Raw genomic sequence first — 24,970 nt, 5'->3', positions numbered from 1 at the left:
GAGCTTAACGTATTACTGTGATAGTACCCTGTTTGAGTACTTCACTAGCGTTCCTTATCTTGTAATAGAACACCATATTTTGTTTCGTGAACGCAGTTGCTGACTGCGGCCAATTATTTTTATAACCAAATTCATTAATAATTTCTTGACCCTGTTCGTTATAAATAATCACATTTACATCTTCTTTATTAGAATATGAATTCGGGATTACCCATTGATCATTAATACCATCTCCATTGACTGTAATTACATTAGGAACCCTGAATGTGTCTAATAACGTTACTTCCAATTGTCTTATTATTTCACAATTATCTATCGAAGCAATTAGCGTATAACTACCTGCCTCAGAAAAAGTAACACTATCAGAATTGCTAAGTTCTATAGAATTGGAATCCAACCATCTGAAGGCTGAACCTCCGCTAGCAGTTACCGTTTTGGTAGTGCCTCCTGTTATAACGATTTCTGTGCCTGGATCAAGCGTAATTAGATTTTCATCTAAGGGAGAAATAATAATTTCATTTGAACGTAAAGAACAACCATCTCTGTCCAAAACTAATCGATATGTTCCTGGGGTGGATACATTAAAAGATAGGTCTGTTGTATTAATCGAAGAACCATCTAGTTGCCATTCAAAGCTAGTTGCGCTTAAATCTGTAGCTGTCGTTAATGTAATCGTTTCACCTAAAGAACAATATACTGTCCCAGAACTAGTGATAGCAACTATTTCATTAGTTAGAAGTTTTATCGACAATGTATTAGAACTTTCATTGAACGTTTCAATTGTTGCGGTCAAAAGATAGCTTCCGTTTTCAGCATTTGAAGCCAGGCTAATATTCTTGCTATTGGCACCACCTATATTTACACCGTCTTTTTTCCATTGATAGGAAAAAACATTAATCAATGCACTAGTAACATCTGTAACAGTGCCATCGGACGCTACGGCACCTATCGTTTGTACACTAAGTGTCGTATTAGTCGATTCACATACAGCATACGCATCGGTATAATCAATAGTCATCTCAAAAGAAGTTGGTAAAACAAGGGTTGTGGTTTCTGATTTTTTTGAAGTGATTGCGCAAGAGCCTCCTGTTTGTGAAACTTCTGCATAATACTGTCCTGCTTCTGTAGCGCTTAGCGTACTATTTGTTTCACTCGCTATCTCTACATCGTCTTTGAACCATTTAAAGCTTGGTGTATTTGCAGTTGTAGTAATCGATAAACTTTGTGTTTGCGATGGTAATAAAATTAAATTGATATCATTATCAACAGTTACCGTATAGGCCTCTGCATTCGTTATCGTTACTACTGCTGATTGTTCATTACATATTCCTGTCCCGGCAATCTCAACAACATAATCTCCTTCAAACCCAGTAGTGGATGCGTTAACAGTATACGAAGTTCCCATAGCGCCTAAAATAGCCGCACCATCTTTATACCATTGGTAATTCCAATCAGTTTCCGTTTTATTAATACTTAATGTTTCGGCATCTGTACTACAAAGAGATGTATTAGTTGGGTTGGTAATTGCAATTCCGTTTCCTGATGCACCTATGTTTACATCAACAATATTAGAATCTGTATTTCCTGATCCCGTACAAATAGGACCGTAATCGACATAGGCATTATACATACCTGTTTGAGTAACAGAAAGTGTATGTCCTTTTTCTCCGACAATTTCAGTACCACTACGATACCAAATATACTGATAGGTTTCAGGATTACTAATATTATCTACCTGTAATGAAATTGGTCCTGTACTACACACACTGCCAGGAGGAACCCCGTCACCTGTTTCGCTAATGTTAAGACTACTGGTGACATCCATGTAGTACATGTTAAAAGTTGGAGAAGCCGTACCCACCTTTACAGGGTCGGTACTACGTACTCGCATCTTATACCCCTGACCTCTTGTAGTGGTTGGAATTGAAAAACTAACATCAAAATTATTAACAGAATTTTGATCCGTTATTGTCAGCAAAGTTTCAGTACTTGTAAAGCTACCATTGGCATCCGACAGTTCTAAAACAAAATCGTTTCCCGTATTCACGGTTCCTGCCCAGGTAATGTTGACATAATATTCATTGAACCCGCCATTTCCAGCACAAACTGCTGTCCAAGGCGAATTACCTGCTAAATTGGGGTTATCTGCTGGTTCTGGTGCGTTTATTACTATTGCCTGTGACATTAACTGTGTGACACTAAAAAGCATACATATTACGCTAAAAACGAAATTTTTGGTAAAAGTTTTCATAAGTATTTGTAGTTATGGGGCCACTACGGTTGAAAAGTCGGTTAATAACATTTTTGTTTCGCCGTCAATTCATAGTCAAATATGTTATTTATAACGGTGAAATGGAATTTATTGTTGTCGGAAGGAACATTTATGTTGTGAAACTCATTTAAAATAAGGTGTATTTATTTTAAACCTCCTAGTTCAGGCAATTTTGCTACTTTTGTAGACTGAAATAAAACGACATGAGCGAGACATCAAAGTCTTTGAATTTTATAGAACAACTTGTAGAGGAAGACTTAGAGAATGGGTATACCAGAGACGAACTTCGTTTTCGTTTTCCACCAGAGCCCAATGGTTATCTGCACATTGGACACGCCAGTTCTATTTGCCTGAATTTTGGGTTAGGGCTACGCTACAATGCCCCTGTTAACCTAAGGTTTGATGATACCAACCCGGCAAAAGAGGAACAAGAGTATGTAGATGCCATTAAAAAAGATGTGGAATGGTTAGGCTTTAAGTGGGATACCGAACGGTATGCCTCAGATTATTTCCAGCAACTTCATGATTGGGCAGTTCATTTAATTAAAGATGGCAAGGCCTATGTAGATGACCAATCATCTGAAGACATGGCAGAACAAAAAGGTACGCCAACGGAACCAGGGGTCAATGGTCCAAATCGAAATCGCACCGTTGAAGAGAATCTTACCCTGTTCGAAAAAATGAAAAGTGGAGAATTCAAAGAAGGCACTCATGTTCTGCGGGCTAAAATCGATATGGCCTCAGCGAATATGTTAATGAGGGATCCAATTATGTATAGAATACTTCATAAAGCTCATCACCGTACTAATACCGATTGGTGTATTTATCCTATGTACGACTGGACTCATGGGGAAAGTGACTATATCGAACAAGTTTCGCACTCGTTTTGTACGTTAGAATTTGCAATGCACCGTGAGCTCTACGATTGGTTTCTAGATCAAGTATATACTACTAAAAACATACGCCCTAAACAACGTGAATTTGCGCGACGCAACTTAAGCCACACTATCGTTAGTAAACGTAAATTACTACAATTGGTAGAACAAGGACATGTTACCGGATGGGATGACCCAAGAATGCCAACCATCTCAGGGTTGCGTAGAAGGGGGTATACCTCAGAATCCATTCGAAATTTCGTTGATACAATAGGTATTGCAAAACGAGATAATCTAATTGATGTATCCCTACTTGAATTCAATATTCGCGAACATTTGAATAAAACCACCCATAGGGTAATGGGTGTTTTGAATCCGTTAAAATTGGTAATCACCAATTATCAAGAAGGTGAAACTGAATGGCTGGAAGCTGAAAACTCACCAGAAGATGAAACCGCAGGTTCAAGAGAATTGCCTTTCTCTAGGGAATTATATATCGAACAAGAAGATTTTAAGGAAGCTGCAAACAAGAAATTCTTCCGTTTAAAATTGGGTGGAGAAGTTCGTTTAAAAAACGGTTACATCATTAAGGCTGAGTCTTGCACCAAAGATACCGAAGGGAATATTATAGAGGTTCAATGTACGTATGACCCAAAAAGTAAGAGTGGCAGTGGTACAGAAGAAAGTTTGCGTCGAGTAAAAGGCACCTTGCATTGGGTTTCTATAGCACATGCAGTTCCAACAGAAATTCGCTTGTATGATCGCCTTTTTACAGATGAGAGTCCAGATACACATAAAGACAAAGATTTCTTAGATTTTATAAATCCAGATTCTTTAAGTGTTATTACAGGATATGTTGAACCTGCACTCAAAAACGCAAAATCAGGTGATCGTTTTCAATTTCAACGAATCGGATATTTTTGTGTTGATCCTGATACCACTGCAGAAAAACTTATTTTTAATAGAACGGTAGGGTTGAGAGACTCTTGGGCAAAAGTTCAAGAAAAGAAGTAACCTACTTTATTTATAGTGAATTTAGGGTCTACGTTTTAGGTATTGAATACACTACGTAGCATTAAATTTTCTAACACAAAAAAGCCCTTAGAACTCCATCTTAAGGGCTTTTTTGTGTTTTTAAACCACATGTGTGTGGAACGTGTTTTACGTTGTTCCTCGGTTGCTTTAGGGGTTCGTTAAGTAATTTTTGTCCTTAACTCTGAGAACCTAAACAAAAACGCCCAGATACTTAATAGTTTCTGGGCGTTTTTTATGAAATGACATTTTACAACTTTAGTTTACTCTTTCGGTTTTGGTTTTTGCGATTTTTTCATGCTTTCGCCAATCATATTGCTTGCCGTAAAACTAGCCACCATATTATTTAACATATCACTTCCAGCCTGCGGGGAATTTGGCAATAAAATTAAATTGGTATTCGTGGCTTCTCCTATGCTTTGTAACGTGTCGTAATGTTGCGTAACTACAATCAACGCAGAAGCCTCTTGTGAATTAATGCCGACCTTGTTCAGTACCTCAACAGATTCTTCCAACCCACGAGCAATCTCTCTTCTTTGGTCTGCAATACCCATTCCTTGTAAACGTTTACTTTCAGCTTCAGCCTTTGCCTTTTCAACTATTAATATACGGGCAGCATCACCTTCAAACTGTGCGGCTGTTTTTTGTCGCTCAGATGCATTTATACGGTTCATGGCCTCTTTAACTTGGGCGTCAGGGTCAATATCAGTTACCAATGTTTTAATGATATCAAATCCATAATCCAACATTGCCTCTTGCAGTTCAGATTTAACAGCAATTGCAATGTCATTTTTCCTTACAAAAACATCATCTAATTTCATTTTTGGCACTTCTGCCCGTACCACATCAAACACGTACGATGTAATTTGTTCATGGGGATATTCCAATTTATAAAAAGCGTCATACACTTTTTCCCTAATGACTACATATTGAACAGAAACCTTTATTTTGACAAAAACATCATCAAGCGTTTTCGTTTCTATAATCACATCTAACTGTTGAATTTTTAAACCAACTCGTGCGGCAATTCGTTGTGCAAACGGAATTTTAAATTGAATACCTGAATGACGTACACTCGTGAACCTTCCAAACGTTTCAATTAAAACAGCCGTCTGCTGTTTTACAATAAATACTCCTGAAAGGACTGTAATAATCACAAAAATTACGATTGGAATCCAAATGAACGCTCCCATGGTGTTTTGATTTTATAGTTAATATTGAAAGATAGTAAAAGCCTTCTTAGCATTGGTAGCAATTTATTGCTAATTGTTACAGTAACAATGAACAAAGTACTATCAAAAAAACCTAAAAATCATGGTGAAAGCATGGGAAATTCATCAGATTATAACCTCTCACATATATCTTATCTAAAAAAAGTGCCCTCTATTATTGTTTGTTCTTTTATTATAAAAGTTACCTTTAAATCAAGTTACAACTATAAAAAGATATTAAATGTTAGTTTCCATAAATCCGAAATTACCAATGCGGAACAAGGCTGTTACTAGAGATTATTATATTAATTTTCTAGGATTTAATGAATTTGGAACTACTGATTATCCTGAGTATTTAATGGTTGAAAAAGACAATATTCAAATTCATTTTTTCTTATTTAAGGGACTAGACACACTAGAAAATTATGGTCAGCTCTATATTAGAACAAATCAAACAGACACAGTATACCGATTGTTATCAAAAAACAAGGTGCCTATTCATCCTAATGGAAAACTAGAGGTTAAACCATGGGGTCAAAAGGAATTTTCTTTAGTAGACCCCGACAGTAACTTATTGACCTTTGGTCAGACATTTCCCTAAATTAAACAACTCGTTTACACATCATTGTTGTTAATGTTCTATTTCCTCAAATTTCAGATGTTACATTTCTAGCTCATTACCATGATAAAAAAAAGGCAGCCCCGTTTAGAGCTGCCTTGGTTTATGCAAAATAAAATCTACTTTATTCCTTAAACGTCATAACGGTCAAGGTTCATAACCTTAGTCCATGTTTTTACAAAATCGCGAACAAACTTTCGTTTCGCATCTTCCGTACCATATACTTCGGCCAACGCACGTAGTTCAGAATTAGAACCAAATATTAAGTCTGCTCTTGTACCTGTCCATTTTACGTTTCCTGTTTTACGATTTCTACCTTCGAATACAGTATCATCATCGGAAGTCGCTTTCCAAGTAGTTCCCATATCCAAAAGATTAACAAAGAAATCATTTGTCAACGCACCTGGATTGTCGGTAAAAACCCCATGTTTAGAACCGTCAAAATTCGTGCCTAATACCCTTAGACCTCCCACTAAAACAGTCATTTCAGGAGCGGTTAACGAAAGAAGGTTTGCTCTATCAACCAGCAATTCTTCAGCCTTCACAGAGTATTTACGTTTGGTATAATTGCGGAAGCCATCAGCAATAGGTTCTAATGCATCAAAGGATTCAATATCTGTCATTTCTTGGGTAGCATCGGTACGACCTGCTGTAAAAGCTACATTAGCATCATATCCTGCAGCCTTAGCGGCCTTTTCAACAGCAGCTGTGCCTGCCAAAACAACTAAATCTGCTAAAGAAACTTTCTTTTTGCCAGATTGACTATCACTAAATTCTTTTTGAATCCTTTCTAATGTATTGATAACCTTTGACAATTGTGCTGGGTTATTAACTTTCCAATCTTTTTGAGGAGCTAAACGAATACGGCCCCCATTAGCGCCACCACGTTTATCAGATTCCCTAAATGTGGAAGCAGAAGCCCATGCAGCAGAAACCAACTCTGAAGTGGATAGGCCTGAAGCTAAAATGCTCGTTTTTAATTGCTCAATATCAGTATCATTTACCAATTCAAAATTAACATTGGGCACAGGATCTTGCCATAGTAATTCCTCTTGTGGAACTTCTGAACCTAAATAACGATTGACAGGTCCCATATCACGGTGCGTTAACTTATACCACGCCCGGGCATACGCATCTTTAAATTCATCAGGGTTTTCTAAAAAGTTTCTTGAGATTTTTTCATATTCTGGATCAATGCGAAGCGAAAGGTCCGTAACCAACATAAAGGGTTGATGGGTCTTACCTTCAATATGTGCGTCTGGCACACTACCTGCTCCCTCATCACCTACTGGTTTAAATTGCCAAGCACCTGCAGGACTCTTGGTCAACTCCCATTCAAAACCAAAAAGGTTTTCAAAGTATTTATGACTCCATTGCGTAGGACTCTGTGTCCAGGCTCCTTCAAGTCCACTAGTAATTGTATCTGCTCCTACACCTGATTTGTAACTATTTCTCCATCCTAAACCTTGCTCGGTAATATCGGCTGCGGCCGGTTCATCAGAAACATAATCATCTGGGTTTGCAGCCCCATGAGTTTTGCCAAAGGTATGACCACCTGCAATTAAGGCAACCGTCTCGTAATCATTCATCGCCATTCGCTTGAACGTCTGCCTGATGTAGTGTGCAGCCTCTAATGGATCTGGGTTTGCATTATGTCCTTCAGGATTAACATAGATTAAACCCATATGTGCAGCACCTAAGGGATTTTCTAATTCACTGCCATCTTCATCATATCGCTTATTATTCCCTAACCACTCTGTTTCTGAGCCCCAATAAATATCTTCTTCTGGTTGCCAAATATCTTCACGACCTCCCGCAAAACCAAACATTGGTAATCCCATACTTTCGTGAGCGACATTACCGGTTAATATTATTAAATCTGCCCAAGAAATCTTTCTACCATATTTTTGTTTGATGGGCCATAATAATAACCTAGCCTTATCCAAATTCGCATTGTCGGGCCAACTATTCAATGGTGTAAAACGTTGATTTCCAGAACTAGCTCCACCCCTGCCATCCGCAATACGGTAGGTGCCTGCGCTATGCCACGCCATACGAATAAAGAAAGGTCCATAATGCCCATAATCTGCAGGCCACCAATCTTGACTATTTGTCATAAGATCCGTTAAATCCTTTTTAACAGCTGCCAAATCCAAAGATTTAAACTCTTCCACATAGTTAAAATCATCATCCATTGGATCTGCTTTCTTTGAATGCAGTCTCAGAATATTCAGATTCAACATGTTTGGCCACCAATCTTTGATAGATGTACCGCCGCCTGCTGCCTGATTTAACTCACCATTCAAAAATGGACAATCTGCTGCTGAAGATTCATTTACATCCAAAGCTTCTCCTTTTCCGTTGTTATTGCTCATTAGTATATTATTTATAAGGTTGTTTTTTAGTTGAATAGTAAATTTATAAATATTTTGTTTATTAAAATATCATTATCGATAGATAAAACCTATGGCGTGTTTTCAAACTTAATCAACCCTTCTATTATCGAATTATCAAGTGACATTTTATTCTTCCATAATTTTTTCGATATCCTAAATTTTCTTCTTTAATTGAGATTTTAGAAAGGAGAAAGATTCTTTATTAATACATTAGCGATACCAACTAAAACCTTTCGCAATGCTCTGTAAATCATCTTTAACAGCTTTATCCAAAATTTCCACTTTTTTAATAAGCTTTGGTACACGTGCTTACTCTTTAATACCGTTTTGTTCCGCTTTGTTATTGTTTCTAATTGGAACATCTAAAATACACGCACAAAATATACCAAATCCTAATGATGTGATAGGTTTTGAAATAGGGTCCGATTTTCATTTGGCCACTTACCAACAATCCATTACATACTTTAAAAAGCTAGCCGAAGCAAGTGACTTGGTGGAAATGCGCTATGCTGGCAAAACCTCAGAAGGTAGGGACTGGAACTATGTGTTGATATCATCACCCGAAAACCTTAAAAAGGTTGAGCATTATAAATCGATTTCACAACAACTTGCTCACCCACAGGGGCTAAGTCGAGAAATGGCAAAACAACTTGCTGAAGAAGGGAAAGCGATTGTTGATATAAGCGGTGGATTACATGCCTCTGAAGTTGCGGGTGCACAGCACATTATTACGTTAGCCCACGAATTGGTAAGCAAGGCAGATGAAAAGAAGTTCAAGGTCATTTTAGATAATGTCATTCTTGTGTTATGGCCCTCCCTTAATCCTGATGGACAAGATATCATTGCAAATTGGTACTTGGGTAATGTTGGAACACCGTATGAAACAGCACCAACACCCTGGTTGTATCAAAAGTATGTTGGTCATGATAATAATCGTGATGCCTATATGTTGAATCAATTAGAGTCTCGGGTGGTAGGCCGAACATGGCGCGAATGGGAGCCAAGCATCATTCATGTTCACCATCAATCCTCCCCATTTCCCACACGTATTTGGTTGCCTCCTTTTGCTGAACCAATTGCCCCACAAACTCCCCCAATAGTTGCCCGTGAAGTTAATATGATCGGAATGGCAATAGCGCAGGAACTTGAAACTGAAGGACTGCCGGGTGCCGTGCATATGGGCAAAGGTTTTGACGCTTGGTACCCAGGTTACATAGACTATATGCCTGTTATGCAAAACATCCCCTCTTTTTGGACAGAAACTGCACTCTACCGATTCGCAACACCACACCTTTACACTATACGTGATTTCCCAAAAGATAGGGCCGACTTAAGGGTAGAGTCTCTTTATTCAAGCCCATGGAAAGGTGGCTGGTGGCGATTAAAAGATGCCATGCAATATATGCAGACCGCTTCTATTGCAGTTTTAGACTATGCCTCGAAATACAAAGAGACACTCCTATTTAACAAATATCAATCGGGCATTGGTGTTATAGAAAAATACAAGCAAGAACCCCCATATGCGTATTTCATAAAACAAAAGCAACGGGATCCCGTTCGCCCAGTGGAATTACTAAGAAGATTAGCTTTTAATGGTGTTAAAATTTCTCAGTTAGATAAAGCAATTCTTTTTGAAGGCATGAATTATCCAAAGGGAACTTGGGTAATACCTATGGCCCAAGAATTTGGTGAGTTGGTGCGCCAGTTAATGGATGTTCAAGAATACCCAGATTTGAGAGAATCACCAGATGGACCTTTAGAACAACCTTATGATGCAGCCGGTTGGACCTTACCCTATCAAATGGAATTAGAAGTGATTGCGGCGATGTCTCCTTTAACAGAAGCGCTTAACGAAGCGTTAATTCCGGTAAAAGGCATCGCTTTAGATGCTGACCAAGAGGGACAAGGAGACCTTAGTAAGGTTGATTTTGTTGGTGGAGCCGGTTTTAATACAAATGAAGTTGCAGCAGGCATTGTGCCTTTGCCAGGTTCAGTTAAAGGGAGTGGTGGAACGTTATTTTTAAATCCTAAAGAGAATAATACATTTAGGGTGGTTGGAGAAGCAATGAATAAAGGCTTGCCACTACTCTATGATTCAAAAACGCAATCATATGGTATTAAAAATGCAAATCGTTCACAAATTCAAACATGGATAAAAGAGTACGCCGTTAATGGTTTGCTTAGGTCTAGTTCATCCAAAACAAAACTTACATCGCGAATTGCGGTTTACGACCCTTGGACGGCGAGTATGGATATGGGTTGGACAAGGTGGCTTTTAGATAGTTTTGGAATTCCGTATACTATAATTAGGAATACCGATGTTGTCAATGGTACGTTGAATGATCGGTTTGATGTAATTCTAATGGCTTCAGAAGGACCTGGCGTTATTGAAAACGGTTTTCAAAAAGGAATGGCGCCCCCACAATATGCAGGTGGACTTAGCGGAAAAGGTACTCGTAACATTGAATCATTTGTAAGCGAAGGTGGAACATTGGTCTGTCTTAATAAAAGCAGTGATTTTGCCATTAACGCTCTTCACTTACCGGTAAGAAACAATATTAAAGATGTAGAAAGAAGCGCATTTTTCACTGGAGGTTCAATCATGGAAGTAGAAAACAATAACCAACATCCTGTAATGGCCGGAATGCCCGAAAAATCAAGTGTTTTTGTATTTGATAGTCCGGTATTTCAAACCAAAGAAGGTTTTAAAGGCGAGGTTCTTGCTCGGTATCAAGAAAAAGGCTCGCCCCTCTTATCCGGTTATTTAGTTGGCGAAGAATATATGAACAACAATGCGGCAGCTTTAGATGTTCACTATAAAAAAGGTCACGTAGTGCTCTTTGGCTTTCAGCCCCAATGGCGAGGACAACCAATGGGTACCTATCGTTCATTATTCAACGCGCTATTTTATGCTAATGACATTCCAAACAATCATAAAGTTAACGAGGAGTGGTCATCTACTGACGCTATACAACGTGTTGAGGGTGAAAAGGAAGAATAGGTAAGTAACGCACCTATTAAACTTAGCTGAATATACCGTTTTACTTGTGGTGGGTGTGTCCGTTAAAAAGTACCGGTGCAATGAACCTTTTAACTTGAGGGGATACTTAAACACACCCATACCAAACAAAATTGGTTTGTTACTATGCATCGCACATTAGTAGGGGGCGCAGAAGACCCGTTGAATTGGAAAAATAGCACCAACAACCACTCTATTTTAGTGCTAGCTTCGCAGTTACCATTTTGGTGCGAGCGTGTTTTGATTGCCTTTAACCATAAAATTCATGCTGATTTCAATTAAAATAATAAAATTAGACTGAATAGTATAAAATACAATAAAAACGAGGCCGTTTCTAAACAGAATGGGAAAGTGAAATTCTAAATTTAACTTCCCGTACTCCCTACAGTACACGGCAAACCATATCTAGTATCAAACACAACAATTAATGGTGTTAAACCCAAGTCTTTTAACAATTTCTTTTATATCGATCTTTTTTAATCTACCTATATTGCGCAGCAAGTTTGGTTTATGAGAAAGGGGAAGGATACGAAGAGAAAACGACAAGCAAAATTGCTGCGATGGTTCAGAAAGGTTCATAGAGCTACTGGTGCCGCTCTTTTTATATTTTTCTTTTTCATTTCAATTACCGGACTACTTTTGGGTTGGAAAAAACATAGTGGAGGTATTATCATGTCAAAATCCCATAACGGCACTTCTACGAATCTAAAAGATTGGTTGCCTTTAGATAGTCTGCATACTTTGGCGAATTCATATCTTCTAGAAACTGTTTCAACCGAACTTTCTACCGAAATTGACCGTATTGATGTTCGAAAGGAAAAAGGAATGGTGAAGTTTATATACGCTAATCATTTTTGGGGTCTACAACTTGATGGCGCGACCGGCAACCTACTTCACACTGAGCGTCGTTATTCAGACATAATTGAACATATACATGATGGTTCTATTTTAGATAATTACGTAGGCACCAGTGACAACCAAATCAAAGTATTTTACACTTCTGTTATGGGTATTGCGCTGTTGGTTTTTACTATTACCGGCTTTTGGCTCTGGTATGGCCCTAAACGCATGAGAAGAAATAATAGTGCCACGTAAAAATTAGCTTTAGCTTTGTAGTCTAAAGAACACATGCCAGAAAGATGCAAAGCCCTATAAAAAAAGAAGGTCTAGAAAAACCGAGTTTACATCCACGCAATAAGCACACAGGTCGTTACGATTTAAAGGCCCTCCGCCTAGTAAATCCTGACCTTAAAGAATTCGTCGCCAAAAATAAATATGGCAACCTTTCTATAGATTTTTTTAATCCAATAGCAGTCAAAGCACTTAATAAAGCATTGTTGATTTCCCATTACGGCTTAGAATATTGGGATATACCAGATGGTTTTCTTTGTCCTCCCATCCCTGGGCGAGCAGATTATGTGCATCACATAGCAGATGTTTTAGCGGCTAGCAATGGAGGCGCTGTACCTAAGGGAGAGCAAATAAAATGCTTGGATATCGGTGTGGGCGCAAACTGCGTATACCCAATAATTGGAAATAATACCTACGGATGGTCTTTTATCGCTACGGATATAGACCCCAAAGGAATTGAAGCTGCCAAAAACATTGTCCATTCCAATCCTTCACTTGTCGGCAAGGTAGAATTTAGACTTCAGTCAAAACCTGAACATATTTTCTCTGGGATATTAAACGCAGACGAACAACTAGATTTAACCATATGCAACCCACCGTTTCATGCCACACAAGCGGAAGCCGAAGCGGGAACTTTGCGGAAGCTAAGTAACCTAAAAAAGAAAAGGGTAAAAAAACCCGAACTTAATTTTGGTGGCCAAGGTGGTGAATTATGGACAGATGGTGGTGAGAAACGTTTTGTACTCAACATGATTAATGAAAGTGCCCAGTATTCTAAAAACTGTGCGTGGTTTTCAACATTAGTGTCCAAACAGTCCAACTTACGTTCGTTCTATGATCGGTTGGAAAAAATTGGAGCTACTGAACATAAGACGATCCCAATGGGACACGGGAACAAAATGAGTAGAATCGTTGCCTGGACTTTTTTAAATGAAAAAGAACTGGCGTCTTGGTCAGCCGAAAGATGGCAAAATTCTGTAGAATAATATTTTAGATGTATCCCATACTAAGAAATGATATGCACAACAATCAAGCTTGAAAATAGCTGGAATTACTTTGATGTGCCTGATTTGTTTATAGTGTATTTCAACATATAAATATATTCGTTTCTACATCTGTCCAAATGATATAAAAGCGGCTAAAAATGAATGTAGAAGATTGGATAGGTTTTGCGGGAGTATTTCAAATTTTGTTGGCCTATGTGCTTAACTTAACCGGTAACGCAAGTAACCAATCTACCCTTTTTCTTCTTTTAAATTTCATTGGAGCGAGCATGGCTTGTTTGGCTTCCGTTTTATTGAACTACCTACCCTTTATCATCCTTGAAGGGATTTGGGCATTGGTTTCTTTAGTTACCCTCTTAAAACAGCGCTTACGGTAGGAGAAACAGATTTAGATGTGCTTTTAAAAGGTTTAAAGCCTTAGCTAAACGCTAGAGCATATGTTTTTGTCAATACTACTACTTCAACAGTTATTTCAAGAGAACATATATTTTTCGAATTCAATGAAGCGGAAATAAGTCATAATAATCCTTTCTAAAACAAATACCGATGAGTTTAGTTTTGCTTACGAATTCACAACTTAATGGATAATGCCTAACCGTTCATTCTTCACTTCATGCTATTGCGTTACTACCATCGTTTCAACAGCAGTAAAATAACCCAAAATTAATTATAATGTGGTTGCTGCTTTTCAGCATAATCACATATTTGGCCCTATAGCGATGACCCCCTTAGCGATGAATGTTTTGAAAAGTTTTTTAAAACAACTCTCGATTCAATCACCAAAATAAAAGATTTCGCCTATAGTTTTAACTAATATCGAACGTGGAGATAATACCTTTTTCTAACCTAATTTCTCTAGCGCAACTTTAATTCTGGTGATACTTTCTTCTTTGCCTACCATGCCCATTATATCAAAAATATGTGGGCCTTTCATATCACCTACCAAGAACAAACGCAAAGGTGGCATAACTTTACCAAACGAAAGTTCCTTTTCAGTTATCCATGCCTTTACTAAAGTTTCCAGATTTTCTGATGAAAAATCACCAATGGAATTTAAGGTGTCAATCAAATCATTCATGATATCTTCGGTATCGGCTTTCCATGATTTTTTCGCCGCTTTCGCATTGTAATCCGTTGGTGCTACAAAGAAATAATCGCTCAATTCCCAAAAATCAGAAACGAAAACCGCACGCTCTTTTATAAGAGAAACCACTTTTGTAACATACTCCAAATTTGAATAGTCATCATTCGTAGTGTGCCCTTTTACTGTAGGTAAGAAACTCTCTGCCAACACAGCATCTGAAGTTTGTTGTAAATAATATTGATTATACCATTTAGTTTTTTCTGGGTCAAAACGAGCACCAGACTTGTTTACCCGGTCTAAGCTGAAAGTAGCCACTAGCTCATCTAACGAAAATAATTCTTGTTCCGTGCCTGGATTCCATCCCAATAGGGCTAAGAAATTAATGACCGCTTCCGGAAAATATCCAGCTTCTTTATACCCTTGAGAATCATTCCAAGACAAAGGGAATACAGGGAATCCCATTTTCTCGCCATCACGCTTGCTTAATTTTCCTTTTCCAACAGGCTTCATAATTAATGGTAAGTGTGCAAATTGTGGTGTATCCCATCCGAAAGCATCATACAGTTGTTTATGCAATGCTAAAGAAGGTAACCATTCTTCTCCACGGATAACATGAGTAATTTTCATCAAATGGTCATCTACAATATTTGCCAAGTGATAGGTCGGCATTCCATCACTTTTAAATAGCACCTTATCATCAAGTACATTAGTGTCTATTTCCATAGACCCACGGATAATGTCGGTCAATTGTAATTTTTCATCCGGTGGGGTTAAAAATCGAATTACATACTCATCCCCATTGTCCAACCGTTTCTGGACATCTTCAGGCATAAGCGATAAAGAATTGTCGAGTTTTAGCCGGTTATGCCAATTATAAATAAATGTCTTTCCTTTTTGTTCGTGGTCCTTTCTGTGAAAATCCAATCGTTCTGAAGTATCAAAAGCGTAATAAGCCTTTCCTTTTTCGATAAGTTTATCGGCGTATTGCTTGTACAACGATTTACGCTCGCTCTGTCTATATGGTCCAAATTCACCTTCTTTTCCAATACCCTCATCAAAAGGAATTCCGCACCAATTCAATGCATCAATAATATATTGTTCAGCTCCTTCAACATACCTGTTTTGATCTGTATCTTCAATACGAAGAATGAAATCACCACCGTGTTTTTTGGCAAATAAATAATTAAACAGCGCGGTACGAACCCCGCCAATATGTAAAGGTCCTGTAGGACTTGGTGCAAAACGAACGCGTACTTTTTGTGACATATGCTTTTTATAAAGGTGCAAAGATACACAACCAACCGTTTTTAAATCTAAAATTGGAAATAGGAATTCGCTCATTACTGTGTAATACTAATTCATTGCTTGCCGTTTCATCAAATTAGTAACACCCTGTTTTAACACATATTTCCCAACAAACATTGGTGATAACCGTTATCTTGGTATAAAAAAAATAATTGCAAGACTATAATCACATATTAAACCGATTAAACCAGTTTATTCAAAAGCATTATTCTCAAGTATTACTTAAAGGGGTTTTACTTTTTTTTGTCTTCGGACTATTGTTTTTGTTAATCATATTAGGGGTAGAATATTTTTTGTGGCTTAGTACTTCAGGCAGAATGATGCTGTTTGGTGTATTTGTCTTGGTTGAAGTTTTCTTATTATTTCGCTACATTCTTACTCCTATTTTCTATCTCTTGCGATTAAAAAAAGGAATTGGGCCAAAAGATGCTGCCACTATGATTGGCAAGCATTTTCCCGAAGTGGGGGATAGGTTGACGAATCTATTGGATCTAGCGGAAGACAAACAGCAGTCGGAATTGTTGTTGGCTAGTATTTCACAACGCTCAAAACAACTGGATTCGATACCATTTTCTAATGCCGTTACTTACAAAGAGGCGATTGGCTACACAAAATATGCAATACCCCCTTTGCTGATATTAGGTTTGCTTTATATCTCCGGCAATTGGAACACGTTTTTTGGCACTTACGAACGTGTAGTTAATTATAACCTAGCTTATGATAAACCCGCTCCTTTCAGATTTGAACTTTTGACATCAAACCTGAATGTTTTGGAGGATGAAGCCTTCACGCTTCAGGTTGCCACAAAGGGCGATATAAGACCCGAAAATGTTTATGTGCATATCGACGGGAAGGATATTCTGCTTCAACAAGAGAATGGGCTTTATATGTATACATTTTCACCTCCAGTAAAAACCACGACATTCAATTTTAAGGCTAATGAAGTTCAATCTCGTAAGTATACCATGACTGCTTTAGAAACTCCCTCAATTGTTGATTTTACGATGGATTTAGCCTATCCTGTCTATCTAAAGAAACGAAGTGAAACAATAAAAAGCACCGGAAACGCAGTAATACCAGAGGGTACAAAAATTACTTGGAAAATTGAAGGAAAAAATACCGATGAGATTAAATTAATAACCAAAGACACTTCCTACCAATTTGTAAAGGCAAAAGATGAGTTCAAATTGGGTCAACGCATTTTTCATAATCTAAATTACCAACTAACTACTTCGAACAAAAACATTAAAGATTATGAGCAATTGTCATATGATTTTAAGGTTATAAAAGATGGGTATCCTACAATTAAAGTAACTCAGGTTCTAGATTCAATAAATTCTAATATATCGTACTTTACGGGTAATGCAACCGATGATTATGGTTTAAGTAAAATAACTGTTACCTATTTCGAAGTAGGGGATAAGAAGTCTGAAAAAACGGTCACCCTTATAAAACCAACTTCGAATTTTGAACAGTTCTATTATACGTTTCCTTCTGGTTTAGAAATCGAAGTTGGAAAAAACTACGGCTTCTACTTTCAGGTAACGGATAATGATGCGATACATAATGGTAAAACAGTGAAAAGTCAAATTTTTAAGCAAGTCCTACTCGATGACAATCAACTAAAAAACAAAGTGCTCGAAGTACAACAATCTCTCATTAAGGATCTGGATAAATCTTTAGAACGTGCGAAGGAGCAAAAAGAAACTTTAGATGAATTAAATCAAAATCAGAAAGAAAAAGGAAGTTTAAATTTTAATGATCAAAATCAGATAAAAGATTTTTTAAAGAAGCAGGAGCGTCAAGAACAATTCATGCAGAAATTCAGCAAAGAGCTTAAAGAAACCTTAGACAAAGGAGAAAAAGACGATAAATTAAACCAATTGTTACAAGAACGATTAGAACGCCAAGAAATAGAGGCGAAAAAGAACGAAAAACTGCTTGAAGAACTGAACAAAATAGCAGATAAAATAAACAAAGAAGAGCTTTCAGAACGGTTAGAAGAACTTGCAAAGAAGCAACAAAACAGCGAACGAAGTCTTGAGCAATTACTAGAACTGACCAAACGGTATTATGTAACCGAAAAAGCTTCGCAACTGGCCAGAGACCTAGAAGAGCTTGCAAAAAAACAAGAAGAACTATCAGAAGAAAAAAATAGCCCAAACAACGCTGATGAACAGAAAAAGCTGAACGAAAAATTCAATGACCTTTCCAAAGAATTGAGTGCCCTTAAAAAGGATAATGCTGCTCTAAAAAAACCAATCGATTTAAATATTGATGAAACTAAAAAAGATAGGATAAAAAAAGACCAAAAATCTGCCCTAGAAGAACTTCAAAAAGAACAGAATATAGAGAATGATACTGAAAACAAAGCTGAAGAAAAACAAAAATCTGCGGCACAAAAAATAAAGGAAATGAGCAAGCAATTAGGGGAATCTTCGTCAGGCTCTGGAGGTTCCTCTGTTGCTGAAGATGCGGAAATGCTACGTCAGATATTGGATAATCTCATTATATTTTCTTTCAAACAGGAATCCCTTTTTGATAAGCTTAGTGCCAAGGTAGATCAGGATGCGTCTCAGTATTCGGAAACTGTGCGTGACCAAAATGAATTACGCCGACTATTCGAACATGTAGACGATAGTCTTTTTGCATTATCCCTTAGACAAGCAGAACTCTCTGAATTTGTGAATGAACAGATTACCGAAGTATATTACAATATTGATAAATCATTAGAAACCATGGCCGATGGTCAAACGTTTCAAGGGATTTCACATCAAAAATATGTGCTTACTGCAGCGAATGGTCTTGCTGATTTTCTAGCAGAAGTTATGGACAATATGCAGGAAAGCATGCAAATGGGTAAGGGGTTAGGAAAAGGCGAAGCAGGTTTTCAACTACCTGATATTATTAAAGGTCAACAACAGCTGGGCGAAAAAATGGGAGAACAAGGAAAATCTGGTAGTCAAGGGAAAGAAGGGAAGGGCGAAAGTGGTAAAAAAAGGCAAGGAGGAGAACAAGGTTCAGAAGGAGGAAATGGCAAAAACGGAGAGAGTGGTGAAAATGGACAGGGAGAAAACGATAAGAATGGGAAAGGTGGAGAAAATGGACAGGGAGAAGGAGGTGGCAATGGAAGCGGAGACAATGGTCAGGGTCAAATGAGCGAAGCAGACTTGAAAGAAATCTATGAGATATATCAAAGTCAACAAAAAATCAGAGCATCTTTAGAGAAGCAACTTCAGAATATGATTAACACCGATGACCAAAAGCTTGGTGAAAAATTGGTCAAGCAGATGGAAGATTTTCAAAATGATTTATTAGAAAATGGCATAACACAACGTACTATTAATAAAGCCAATACGATACAATATGAGTTGTTGAAGCTGGAAAATGCTGCGCTCAAACAAGGTAAAAAATCGGAAAGGGAGAGTAGCGGAAACAAACAATATTTCAATAATCCTATTACGACTAAGCCCTCATTGTTAGATAATTATCGTAATGAAATAGAGATTTTAAATAGGCAAAGCCTACCTTTGCGCCAAAATTTTCAAACCAAGGTGAAAGAGTATTTCAAAGCCAATGATTAACTACAATTATTTAACTGATTTTAAATTAGATGCTGAAGGTTTATACGAATCATGGCTAACAGAAGTCTGTAAAACTGAAGGTTTTAATATTAATGAATTAAATTATATCTTTTGTGACGATTCTTATTTATTAAAGATAAATCAAGACTATCTACAACATGATTATTTAACCGATATCATCTCTTTTGATTATGTATTAGGAAAAGATATATCTGGAGACTTATATATTTCTATAGATCGGGTAAGAGAAAATGCGGAAGAATTCAGTGTTACCTTTGAAAATGAATTAAAGCGGGTAATGGTTCATGGGGTGTTACACCTAATGGGCTATTCGGATAAAATGGATACAGCTACTGCCGAAATGCGCGCTAAAGAAGAAGAAAAAATAAAGCTGTTCCACGTGGAACAATAGAAGATATGTTTGGAGAAGAATATGATGTAATCGTAGTTGGCGGAGGTCATGCAGGCGCAGAGGCGGCTGCTTCTGCTGCCAATTTAGGATCAAAAACACTTTTGGTTACAATGAATTTACAAAGCATTGGACAAATGTCATGTAACCCAGCCATGGGTGGTATTGCCAAAGGACAAATAGTGAGGGAAATTGATGCCTTGGGTGGATACAGCGGTATAGTTTCCGATAAGTCTGCCATACAATTTAAAATGCTCAACAAGTCAAAAGGACCTGCAATGTGGAGTCCTAGAACTCAAAACGACAGAATGCGTTTTGCTGAGGAATGGCGTTTAATGTTAGAAGCAACACCCAATGTTGACTTTTATCAAGAAATGGTATCTAGTCTTTTAGTTGAAAAGAACAAAGTTATAGGGGTCAAAACTTCGTTAGGTATAGCTATAAAATCGAAAGCGGTAATCCTTACCAACGGTACTTTTTTAAATGGCCTCATTCATATTGGCGAAAAGCAATTTGGTGGTGGTAGAGCAGGGGAAAAGGCAGCTACGGGAATTACAGAACAACTACTTGATTTTGGGTTTGAAAGTGGAAGAATGAAAACTGGTACACCCCCACGAGTTGATGGAAGGTCATTAGATTATTCTAAAATGATTATCCAACCCGGGGATGCTGTACCAGAAAAATTTTCATACACAAATACAAAACCACTACAACACCAGCGCGATTGTCACATGACCCACACGAGTGAATTAGTCCATGATGTACTAAGAGAAGGTTTTGATAGATCGCCCATGTACAATGGTCGAATAAAAAGTACTGGGCCAAGGTATTGCCCATCAATAGAGGATAAGATTAATAGATTCGCAGATAAAGATAGTCATCAGATGTTTATCGAACCAGAAGGGTGGAAAACCGTAGAAGTATATGTGAATGGCTTCTCTACCTCATTGCCAGAAGACGTACAATTTAAAGCATTACGTTCTGTTGTAGGGTTTGAAAAAGTAAAATTCTTTAGGCCTGGTTATGCTATTGAATATGACTATTTCCCACCTACACAATTGAAACATACTTTAGAAACAAAGTTGGTAGACAACCTATATTTCGCTGGACAAATAAATGGAACTACCGGTTACGAGGAAGCAGCTTCGCAAGGTTTAATGGCAGGAATAAATGCGCATTTAAAATTAAAAGAACAAGAGCCCCTTATTCTAAAAAGAGATCAAGCATACATTGGTGTACTCATTGATGACCTTATTACCAAAGGAACTGAAGAGCCTTATCGAATGTTTACCTCACGCGCTGAATACAGAACCTTATTAAGACAAGACAATGCAGATTTACGTTTAACCCCGTTAAGTTATGCGATAGGTTTAGCCGGAGAAAAACGCATGAAAAAGATGGAGGATAAACTAGAAAAATCAGAAGCATTAGTAAAATTCTTTAGAGAAACTAGTGTACTCCCAAAAGATATTAATCCTATTCTTAAAAGTGTAGATTCTGCTTTGGTAAAACAATCAGATAAAATGTACAAAGCTTTTTCTAGACCAAATGTGACAATGGATCATATGCTACAACTCAATGATGTTTCCTCCTATATATCAGAAAATAATTTAGATGGCGAAGTACTAGAGCAAGCAGAAGTTCAAATTAAATACTCTGGATATATTGCTAAAGAAAAAGTTAATGCAGAAAAATTGCATAGACTAGAAGCTGTGAGAATTCCACAAAAATTTGATTATTATAAATTAAAATCTTTGTCTTATGAAGCAAGAGAAAAACTAACAAACATTCAACCAGTTACCATTTCTCAAGCATCAAGAATAAGTGGTGTAACTCCAAGTGATATAAGTGTTCTCTTAGTTTTTCTTGGTAGGTAGTATTGATTGTTCCACGTGGAACAATCAATACTACTAATCTAAAATATTTAGAGCGCTATTGGCTCCGCATTTAATATGTAATAAAATTCCAAATTGAGATTAACTCATAATAATTATCAAACTTGAAGGTATACCTAAAAACAAAAGATTTTCTAGTTTCAAAAGAAAATTTTACGCTCATACATGACCCATCTTTAGATATGCTTACGACAAGTCCTCAACCAATAAATATAAATTCTTATTACGAAACAAAAACATATATATCTCACAATGATGAATCGAAAACGATTTTTGAAAAAATATATCAGATTGTAAAAAAATACACTTTAAACAAAAAAGTGAAATTGATAAATCAATTTATAAATGAAAGTAAAAGTCTTCTTGATATTGGATCAGGTACCGGTGAATTTTTAGTACAGGCAAAAAAAAAAAAATGGAAAACTTTTGGAATAGAACCTAGCGTAGAGGCAAAACTAAAAGCAGAAAAAAAAGGAATACACATTAAAGAAAAAATAACGAATCTAACAGATGAAAAATTTAATGTAATAACACTTTGGCATGTACTGGAACATTTACCAAACATAAATGAGCAGATTGCTATAATAGAAAAACATTTAGAAAAAAACGGAACACTTATAATTGCGGTACCTAATTTCAAATCTTACGACGCTGAACATTATAAAGAATTTTGGGCCGCTTATGATACACCAAGACATCTATGGCATTTTTCACAAGATTCGATTTATAGACTATTTAAAAAGCACGGTTTTAAAGTTATAAAAACACTACCCATGTATTTTGACTCTTATTATGTATCACTATTATCTGAAAAATATAAAACAGGGAAACGCAATTATTTAAGGGCCATTTATTATGGATGGTTGTCAAATAGAAAAGCAAACAAGACAGGAGAGTATTCATCCCTTATATATGTACTTCAAAGAGGTTAAATTCTTATATAACGCCTATTTAAAGAGGTTTAAATTAAAAACTATGGTGTTTGCTTTAAAAAAAATTTAATTAGCTTATACAGCTTTAAAACACTTATATATAATAATTATTATTTATAAGTTAAGTTATAATTATAATTTTTATCTATAGTTTATCTTTTTTAAATATTTATCTAATTAAAAATTAATTCCAATTCTAAAAAGCTTTATTACTTTTGCACAACTTAAAAATGAAAAAAATGAAAAACGTAATAGTATTGTTAGCAATCGTATTATTGGCATCTTGCAAACAAGATAAAATAGGATATGTTGATAATGTAAGATTGATGGATGAATACCAACAAAAAATTGATGTTGAAGCTAAATTCAAAGTTAGAGCAGATGCATTAGCTAAAACAAGAGATAGTATATCTCAAGCTTTTCAAATGGAAGCTCAGTCTTTTCAAACGAAAGCGCAATCATTATCTCAAAGCAAAGCACAAGAAGAGTATGCAGCTATGCAACAAAGAGGACAAGCTATTGGTCAACAACTACAACAACAAGATCAACAATTACAACTTGAAGGACAAACTGAAATGGACAGTATAGTATCTTCTGTTAAAAAAGAAATTAAATCTTACGGTAAAGCTAACGGATACTCATACATTCTTGGTGGTGGTGATGGTGGCAGTGTTTTGTACGGTACTGATGCGAATGACTTAACAAATGAAGTTGTTAAATTATTAAACGACCAATACAAGAAGTAACATTTCAACATACTATTTAAAAACCGGTATACTCTACCGGTTTTTTTATTCTATTATTGTATGTTCAAGTCGTTCAAATCCCTTTTCAATATCAAAATTACTTTTCGGTAAAAACCCTTTTACAATTAGCACCACTCCACATACTACTAAAATTATCCCTATAGCCTTTTTAATAAAACAGATTCGTTTGAACGTTAATTTTTTCTTTAGCTGTTTAGCTAATAATATTTTGAAAATATCGGTAATAAAATAAGAAAGTAATACCGTGGCAAAAAATGTGAAAAATCGACTAGGTTGATTATCTAGACTTGGACCAATTATAATTATAATACCTAACCAGAAAACAAGCACTCCTATATTAATAAAGTTTAGAAGGAACCCTTTTATAAATAAACCTAAAAAGTCGGACTTTTTAATTCTTTTAGATCCATCGGGTAACTTTTTAGTATCACCCTTGAAAAAGGTAAACAATCCATAAATTAAGAGTATAACACCCCCGAAAACATATAATCCTGGTTGATTACTTAGATTTTCTAACAGTTGGTAACTACTGAAATAAGCTAAAAGAATAAATAAGATATCAGCAATTAAAACTCCTAAATCTAAAACAATGGCAGCTCTGAAACCTTTTACCGCACTAGTTTGTAAAAGCACAAAGAAAACAGGACCAACCATAAAACTTAAAAAAAAGCCTAAAGGAATTGCTGCCTGTACATCTTCTAACATAAGCCTTTACATTCTTTTAATTGTACCACCAAAAATGGTTTTTTCTTCTAATTTTTTGGGATTACCATATACAAGTACTTCACCACCAGCCTTAACTGTTGCCTTAACATAATCTTTAGCATTAATTTCCGCTCTAGAACCAGCATTTACGTTTACTGTTGAAAAATTGGTTTTAAAATTTTTACCTTCATAAATACCACCTGTATTAATTTGCACATCTTGTAAATCAGCTGATCCTGTTGTTTTAATAACTCCTCCGGAAACCGATTTTATCAACATTTGTTCAACTTCTGCATTCACAATAAGTTCACCACCCTCTTGAGCTTTAAGCTCTAATACTTTTTGTTTTATAATATTTTTAGTTATAATTCTTGCATCCTCATTAACATCAATAACAAATAGGCTTCCAGAATAATGTAAATCAACAAATGTTTTGTATCCACTAAAAATCTTACCGATTTGCATACGGATTTTAAGGATGCCATCATTATTTATAATAACCACACTACTCGTATTTTCACCCGTAATAACAGCTTTATTTTCAGTTGAATTAATCAGGTTAATAGAAATACCATCAAAACCCTTAATTTCTTTAAAAGCATCTAAATTTTGAGTGATTTTATTATCCTGTCCTTTAACCAAAAGACTTCCGAAAAGAACTATTATAATTAGTACTTGCCTCATTCTTTACGTATAAATTTGTTTAATAGATAAGCTTACTAAGCTAATA

General features: G+C 36.4%; 18 protein-coding genes. 12 read left to right on the top strand and 6 right to left on the bottom strand.

What is annotated here, in order from left to right; genetic code table 11:
• Positions 1-4: 4 nt before the first annotated feature.
• Positions 5-2,251 carry a gliding motility-associated C-terminal domain-containing protein gene (locus ES765_RS06625; RefSeq protein ID WP_138112490.1) on the bottom strand — a complete coding sequence of 749 codons (2,247 nt, stop codon included), beginning with the start codon at positions 2,249-2,251 and terminating at the stop codon, positions 5-7.
• A gap of 224 nt (positions 2,252-2,475) precedes the next feature.
• On the opposite strand from ES765_RS06625, the gene ES765_RS06620 reads away from it, so the two are divergent.
• Positions 2,476-4,161 (top strand): glutamine--tRNA ligase/YqeY domain fusion protein, encoded by a 1,686-nt coding sequence (locus ES765_RS06620; RefSeq protein WP_138112488.1) that lies wholly within the window; start codon positions 2,476-2,478, stop codon positions 4,159-4,161.
• 281 nt (positions 4,162-4,442) lie between these two features.
• Here ES765_RS06620 and ES765_RS06615 read toward each other — a convergent pair whose 3' ends face one another.
• The gene (locus ES765_RS06615) at positions 4,443-5,372 is read right to left on the bottom strand and encodes an SPFH domain-containing protein (protein WP_138112486.1); all 930 of its coding nucleotides are present in this window, start codon (positions 5,370-5,372) and stop codon (positions 4,443-4,445) included.
• Between the two features lie 259 nt (positions 5,373-5,631).
• Here ES765_RS06615 and ES765_RS06610 point away from each other — a divergent pair, with 259 nt between their 5' ends.
• A complete protein-coding gene (locus ES765_RS06610; protein WP_138112484.1) occupies positions 5,632-5,991 on the top strand; it encodes a bleomycin resistance protein in 360 nt (119 codons plus the stop codon).
• 149 nt (positions 5,992-6,140) lie between these two features.
• Here ES765_RS06610 and katG read toward each other — a convergent pair whose 3' ends face one another.
• Positions 6,141-8,384 carry a catalase/peroxidase HPI gene (gene katG / locus ES765_RS06605; RefSeq protein WP_138112482.1) on the bottom strand — a complete coding sequence of 748 codons (2,244 nt, stop codon included), beginning with the start codon at positions 8,382-8,384 and terminating at the stop codon, positions 6,141-6,143.
• Positions 8,385-8,643: 259 nt separating this feature from the next.
• Between katG and ES765_RS06600 the strand changes: the two genes are divergently transcribed.
• From ES765_RS06600 to ES765_RS06585, 5 genes are all read left to right on the top strand, one after another.
• Complete coding sequence (locus ES765_RS06600; RefSeq protein WP_138112480.1) at positions 8,644-11,406, top strand: M14 metallopeptidase family protein; 2,763 nt, start codon at positions 8,644-8,646, stop codon at positions 11,404-11,406.
• Positions 11,407-11,550: 144 nt separating this feature from the next.
• Complete coding sequence (locus ES765_RS21695; protein WP_171017246.1) at positions 11,551-11,706, top strand: hypothetical protein; 156 nt, start codon at positions 11,551-11,553, stop codon at positions 11,704-11,706.
• 228 nt (positions 11,707-11,934) lie between these two features.
• Positions 11,935-12,519: a PepSY domain-containing protein gene (locus ES765_RS06595; RefSeq protein ID WP_138112478.1), complete on the top strand. Its 585-nt coding sequence runs from the start codon at positions 11,935-11,937 to the stop codon at positions 12,517-12,519.
• Positions 12,520-12,563: 44 nt separating this feature from the next.
• Positions 12,564-13,541 carry a 23S rRNA (adenine(1618)-N(6))-methyltransferase RlmF gene (rlmF, locus tag ES765_RS06590; protein WP_138112476.1) on the top strand — a complete coding sequence of 326 codons (978 nt, stop codon included), beginning with the start codon at positions 12,564-12,566 and terminating at the stop codon, positions 13,539-13,541.
• A gap of 158 nt (positions 13,542-13,699) precedes the next feature.
• The gene (locus ES765_RS06585) at positions 13,700-13,936 is read left to right on the top strand and encodes a CBU_0592 family membrane protein (RefSeq protein WP_138112474.1); all 237 of its coding nucleotides are present in this window, start codon (positions 13,700-13,702) and stop codon (positions 13,934-13,936) included.
• A gap of 464 nt (positions 13,937-14,400) precedes the next feature.
• On the opposite strand, the gene gltX is transcribed toward ES765_RS06585, so the two are convergent.
• Positions 14,401-15,909, bottom strand: coding sequence for a glutamate--tRNA ligase (gene gltX, locus ES765_RS06580; protein WP_138112472.1), 1,509 nt, complete (start codon positions 15,907-15,909; stop codon positions 14,401-14,403).
• Positions 15,910-16,100: 191 nt separating this feature from the next.
• Here gltX and ES765_RS06575 point away from each other — a divergent pair, with 191 nt between their 5' ends.
• The 5 genes from ES765_RS06575 to ES765_RS06555 all read left to right on the top strand — a co-directional run bounded on the left by ES765_RS06575 (position 16,101) and on the right by ES765_RS06555 (position 23,514).
• On the top strand, positions 16,101-19,532 hold the full coding sequence (locus ES765_RS06575; protein WP_138112470.1) for a DUF4175 family protein: 3,432 nt from the start codon (positions 16,101-16,103) through the stop codon (positions 19,530-19,532).
• The gene (gene ybeY / locus ES765_RS06570) at positions 19,525-19,944 is read left to right on the top strand and encodes an rRNA maturation RNase YbeY (protein ID WP_138112468.1); all 420 of its coding nucleotides are present in this window, start codon (positions 19,525-19,527) and stop codon (positions 19,942-19,944) included. Before ES765_RS06575 ends, ybeY begins: the two co-directional genes overlap by 8 nt.
• A gap of 5 nt (positions 19,945-19,949) precedes the next feature.
• Entirely contained in the window at positions 19,950-21,818 is a 1,869-nt protein-coding gene (gene mnmG, locus ES765_RS06565; RefSeq protein ID WP_138112466.1) for a tRNA uridine-5-carboxymethylaminomethyl(34) synthesis enzyme MnmG, read from the top strand.
• A gap of 122 nt (positions 21,819-21,940) precedes the next feature.
• On the top strand, positions 21,941-22,768 hold the full coding sequence (locus ES765_RS06560) for a class I SAM-dependent methyltransferase (protein WP_138112464.1): 828 nt from the start codon (positions 21,941-21,943) through the stop codon (positions 22,766-22,768).
• A 239-nt stretch (positions 22,769-23,007) separates the two neighbouring features.
• Complete coding sequence (locus tag ES765_RS06555; RefSeq protein WP_138112462.1) at positions 23,008-23,514, top strand: OmpH family outer membrane protein; 507 nt, start codon at positions 23,008-23,010, stop codon at positions 23,512-23,514.
• A 45-nt stretch (positions 23,515-23,559) separates the two neighbouring features.
• Here the strand turns inward: ES765_RS06555 and ES765_RS06550 are convergent, their stop codons facing one another.
• Positions 23,560-24,240: a LysE family translocator gene (locus ES765_RS06550; RefSeq protein ID WP_138112460.1), complete on the bottom strand. Its 681-nt coding sequence runs from the start codon at positions 24,238-24,240 to the stop codon at positions 23,560-23,562.
• 6 nt (positions 24,241-24,246) lie between these two features.
• Positions 24,247-24,882, bottom strand: a complete 636-nt coding sequence (locus ES765_RS06545; protein ID WP_317131398.1) for a head GIN domain-containing protein — start codon at positions 24,880-24,882, stop codon at positions 24,247-24,249.
• Between the last annotated feature and the right edge of the window lie 88 nt (positions 24,883-24,970).

The sequence above is a fragment of the Maribacter sp. ACAM166 genome, from assembly GCF_005771495.1.
Lineage (GTDB): Bacteria > Bacteroidota > Bacteroidia > Flavobacteriales > Flavobacteriaceae > Maribacter.
This window is presented reverse-complemented; position numbering and strand designations above follow the sequence as displayed.

Bases quoted from the DNA above. Each gene is read 5' to 3' on its own strand.
- ES765_RS21695 (WP_171017246.1), top strand. From the start codon at position 11,551: ATGCATCGCACATTAGTAGGGGGCGCAGAAGACCCGTTGAATTGGAAA.
- ES765_RS06585 (WP_138112474.1), top strand. From the start codon at position 13,700: ATGAATGTAGAAGATTGGATAGGTTTTGCGGGAGTATTTCAAATTTTG.
- mnmG (WP_138112466.1), top strand. From the start codon at position 19,950: ATGTTTGGAGAAGAATATGATGTAATCGTAGTTGGCGGAGGTCATGCA.
- gltX (WP_138112472.1), bottom strand. From the start codon at position 15,909: ATGTCACAAAAAGTACGCGTTCGTTTTGCACCAAGTCCTACAGGACCT.
- ES765_RS06595 (WP_138112478.1), top strand. From the start codon at position 11,935: ATGAGAAAGGGGAAGGATACGAAGAGAAAACGACAAGCAAAATTGCTG.
- katG (WP_138112482.1), bottom strand. From the start codon at position 8,384: ATGAGCAATAACAACGGAAAAGGAGAAGCTTTGGATGTAAATGAATCT.
- ES765_RS06550 (WP_138112460.1), bottom strand. From the start codon at position 24,240: ATGTTAGAAGATGTACAGGCAGCAATTCCTTTAGGCTTTTTTTTAAGT.
- ES765_RS06620 (WP_138112488.1), top strand. From the start codon at position 2,476: ATGAGCGAGACATCAAAGTCTTTGAATTTTATAGAACAACTTGTAGAG.
- ES765_RS06555 (WP_138112462.1), top strand. From the start codon at position 23,008: ATGAAAAACGTAATAGTATTGTTAGCAATCGTATTATTGGCATCTTGC.
- ES765_RS06610 (WP_138112484.1), top strand. From the start codon at position 5,632: ATGTTAGTTTCCATAAATCCGAAATTACCAATGCGGAACAAGGCTGTT.
- ES765_RS06625 (WP_138112490.1), bottom strand. From the start codon at position 2,251: ATGAAAACTTTTACCAAAAATTTCGTTTTTAGCGTAATATGTATGCTT.
- ES765_RS06600 (WP_138112480.1), top strand. From the start codon at position 8,644: ATGCTCTGTAAATCATCTTTAACAGCTTTATCCAAAATTTCCACTTTT.
- ybeY (WP_138112468.1), top strand. From the start codon at position 19,525: ATGATTAACTACAATTATTTAACTGATTTTAAATTAGATGCTGAAGGT.
- ES765_RS06615 (WP_138112486.1), bottom strand. From the start codon at position 5,372: ATGGGAGCGTTCATTTGGATTCCAATCGTAATTTTTGTGATTATTACA.
- rlmF (WP_138112476.1), top strand. From the start codon at position 12,564: ATGCAAAGCCCTATAAAAAAAGAAGGTCTAGAAAAACCGAGTTTACAT.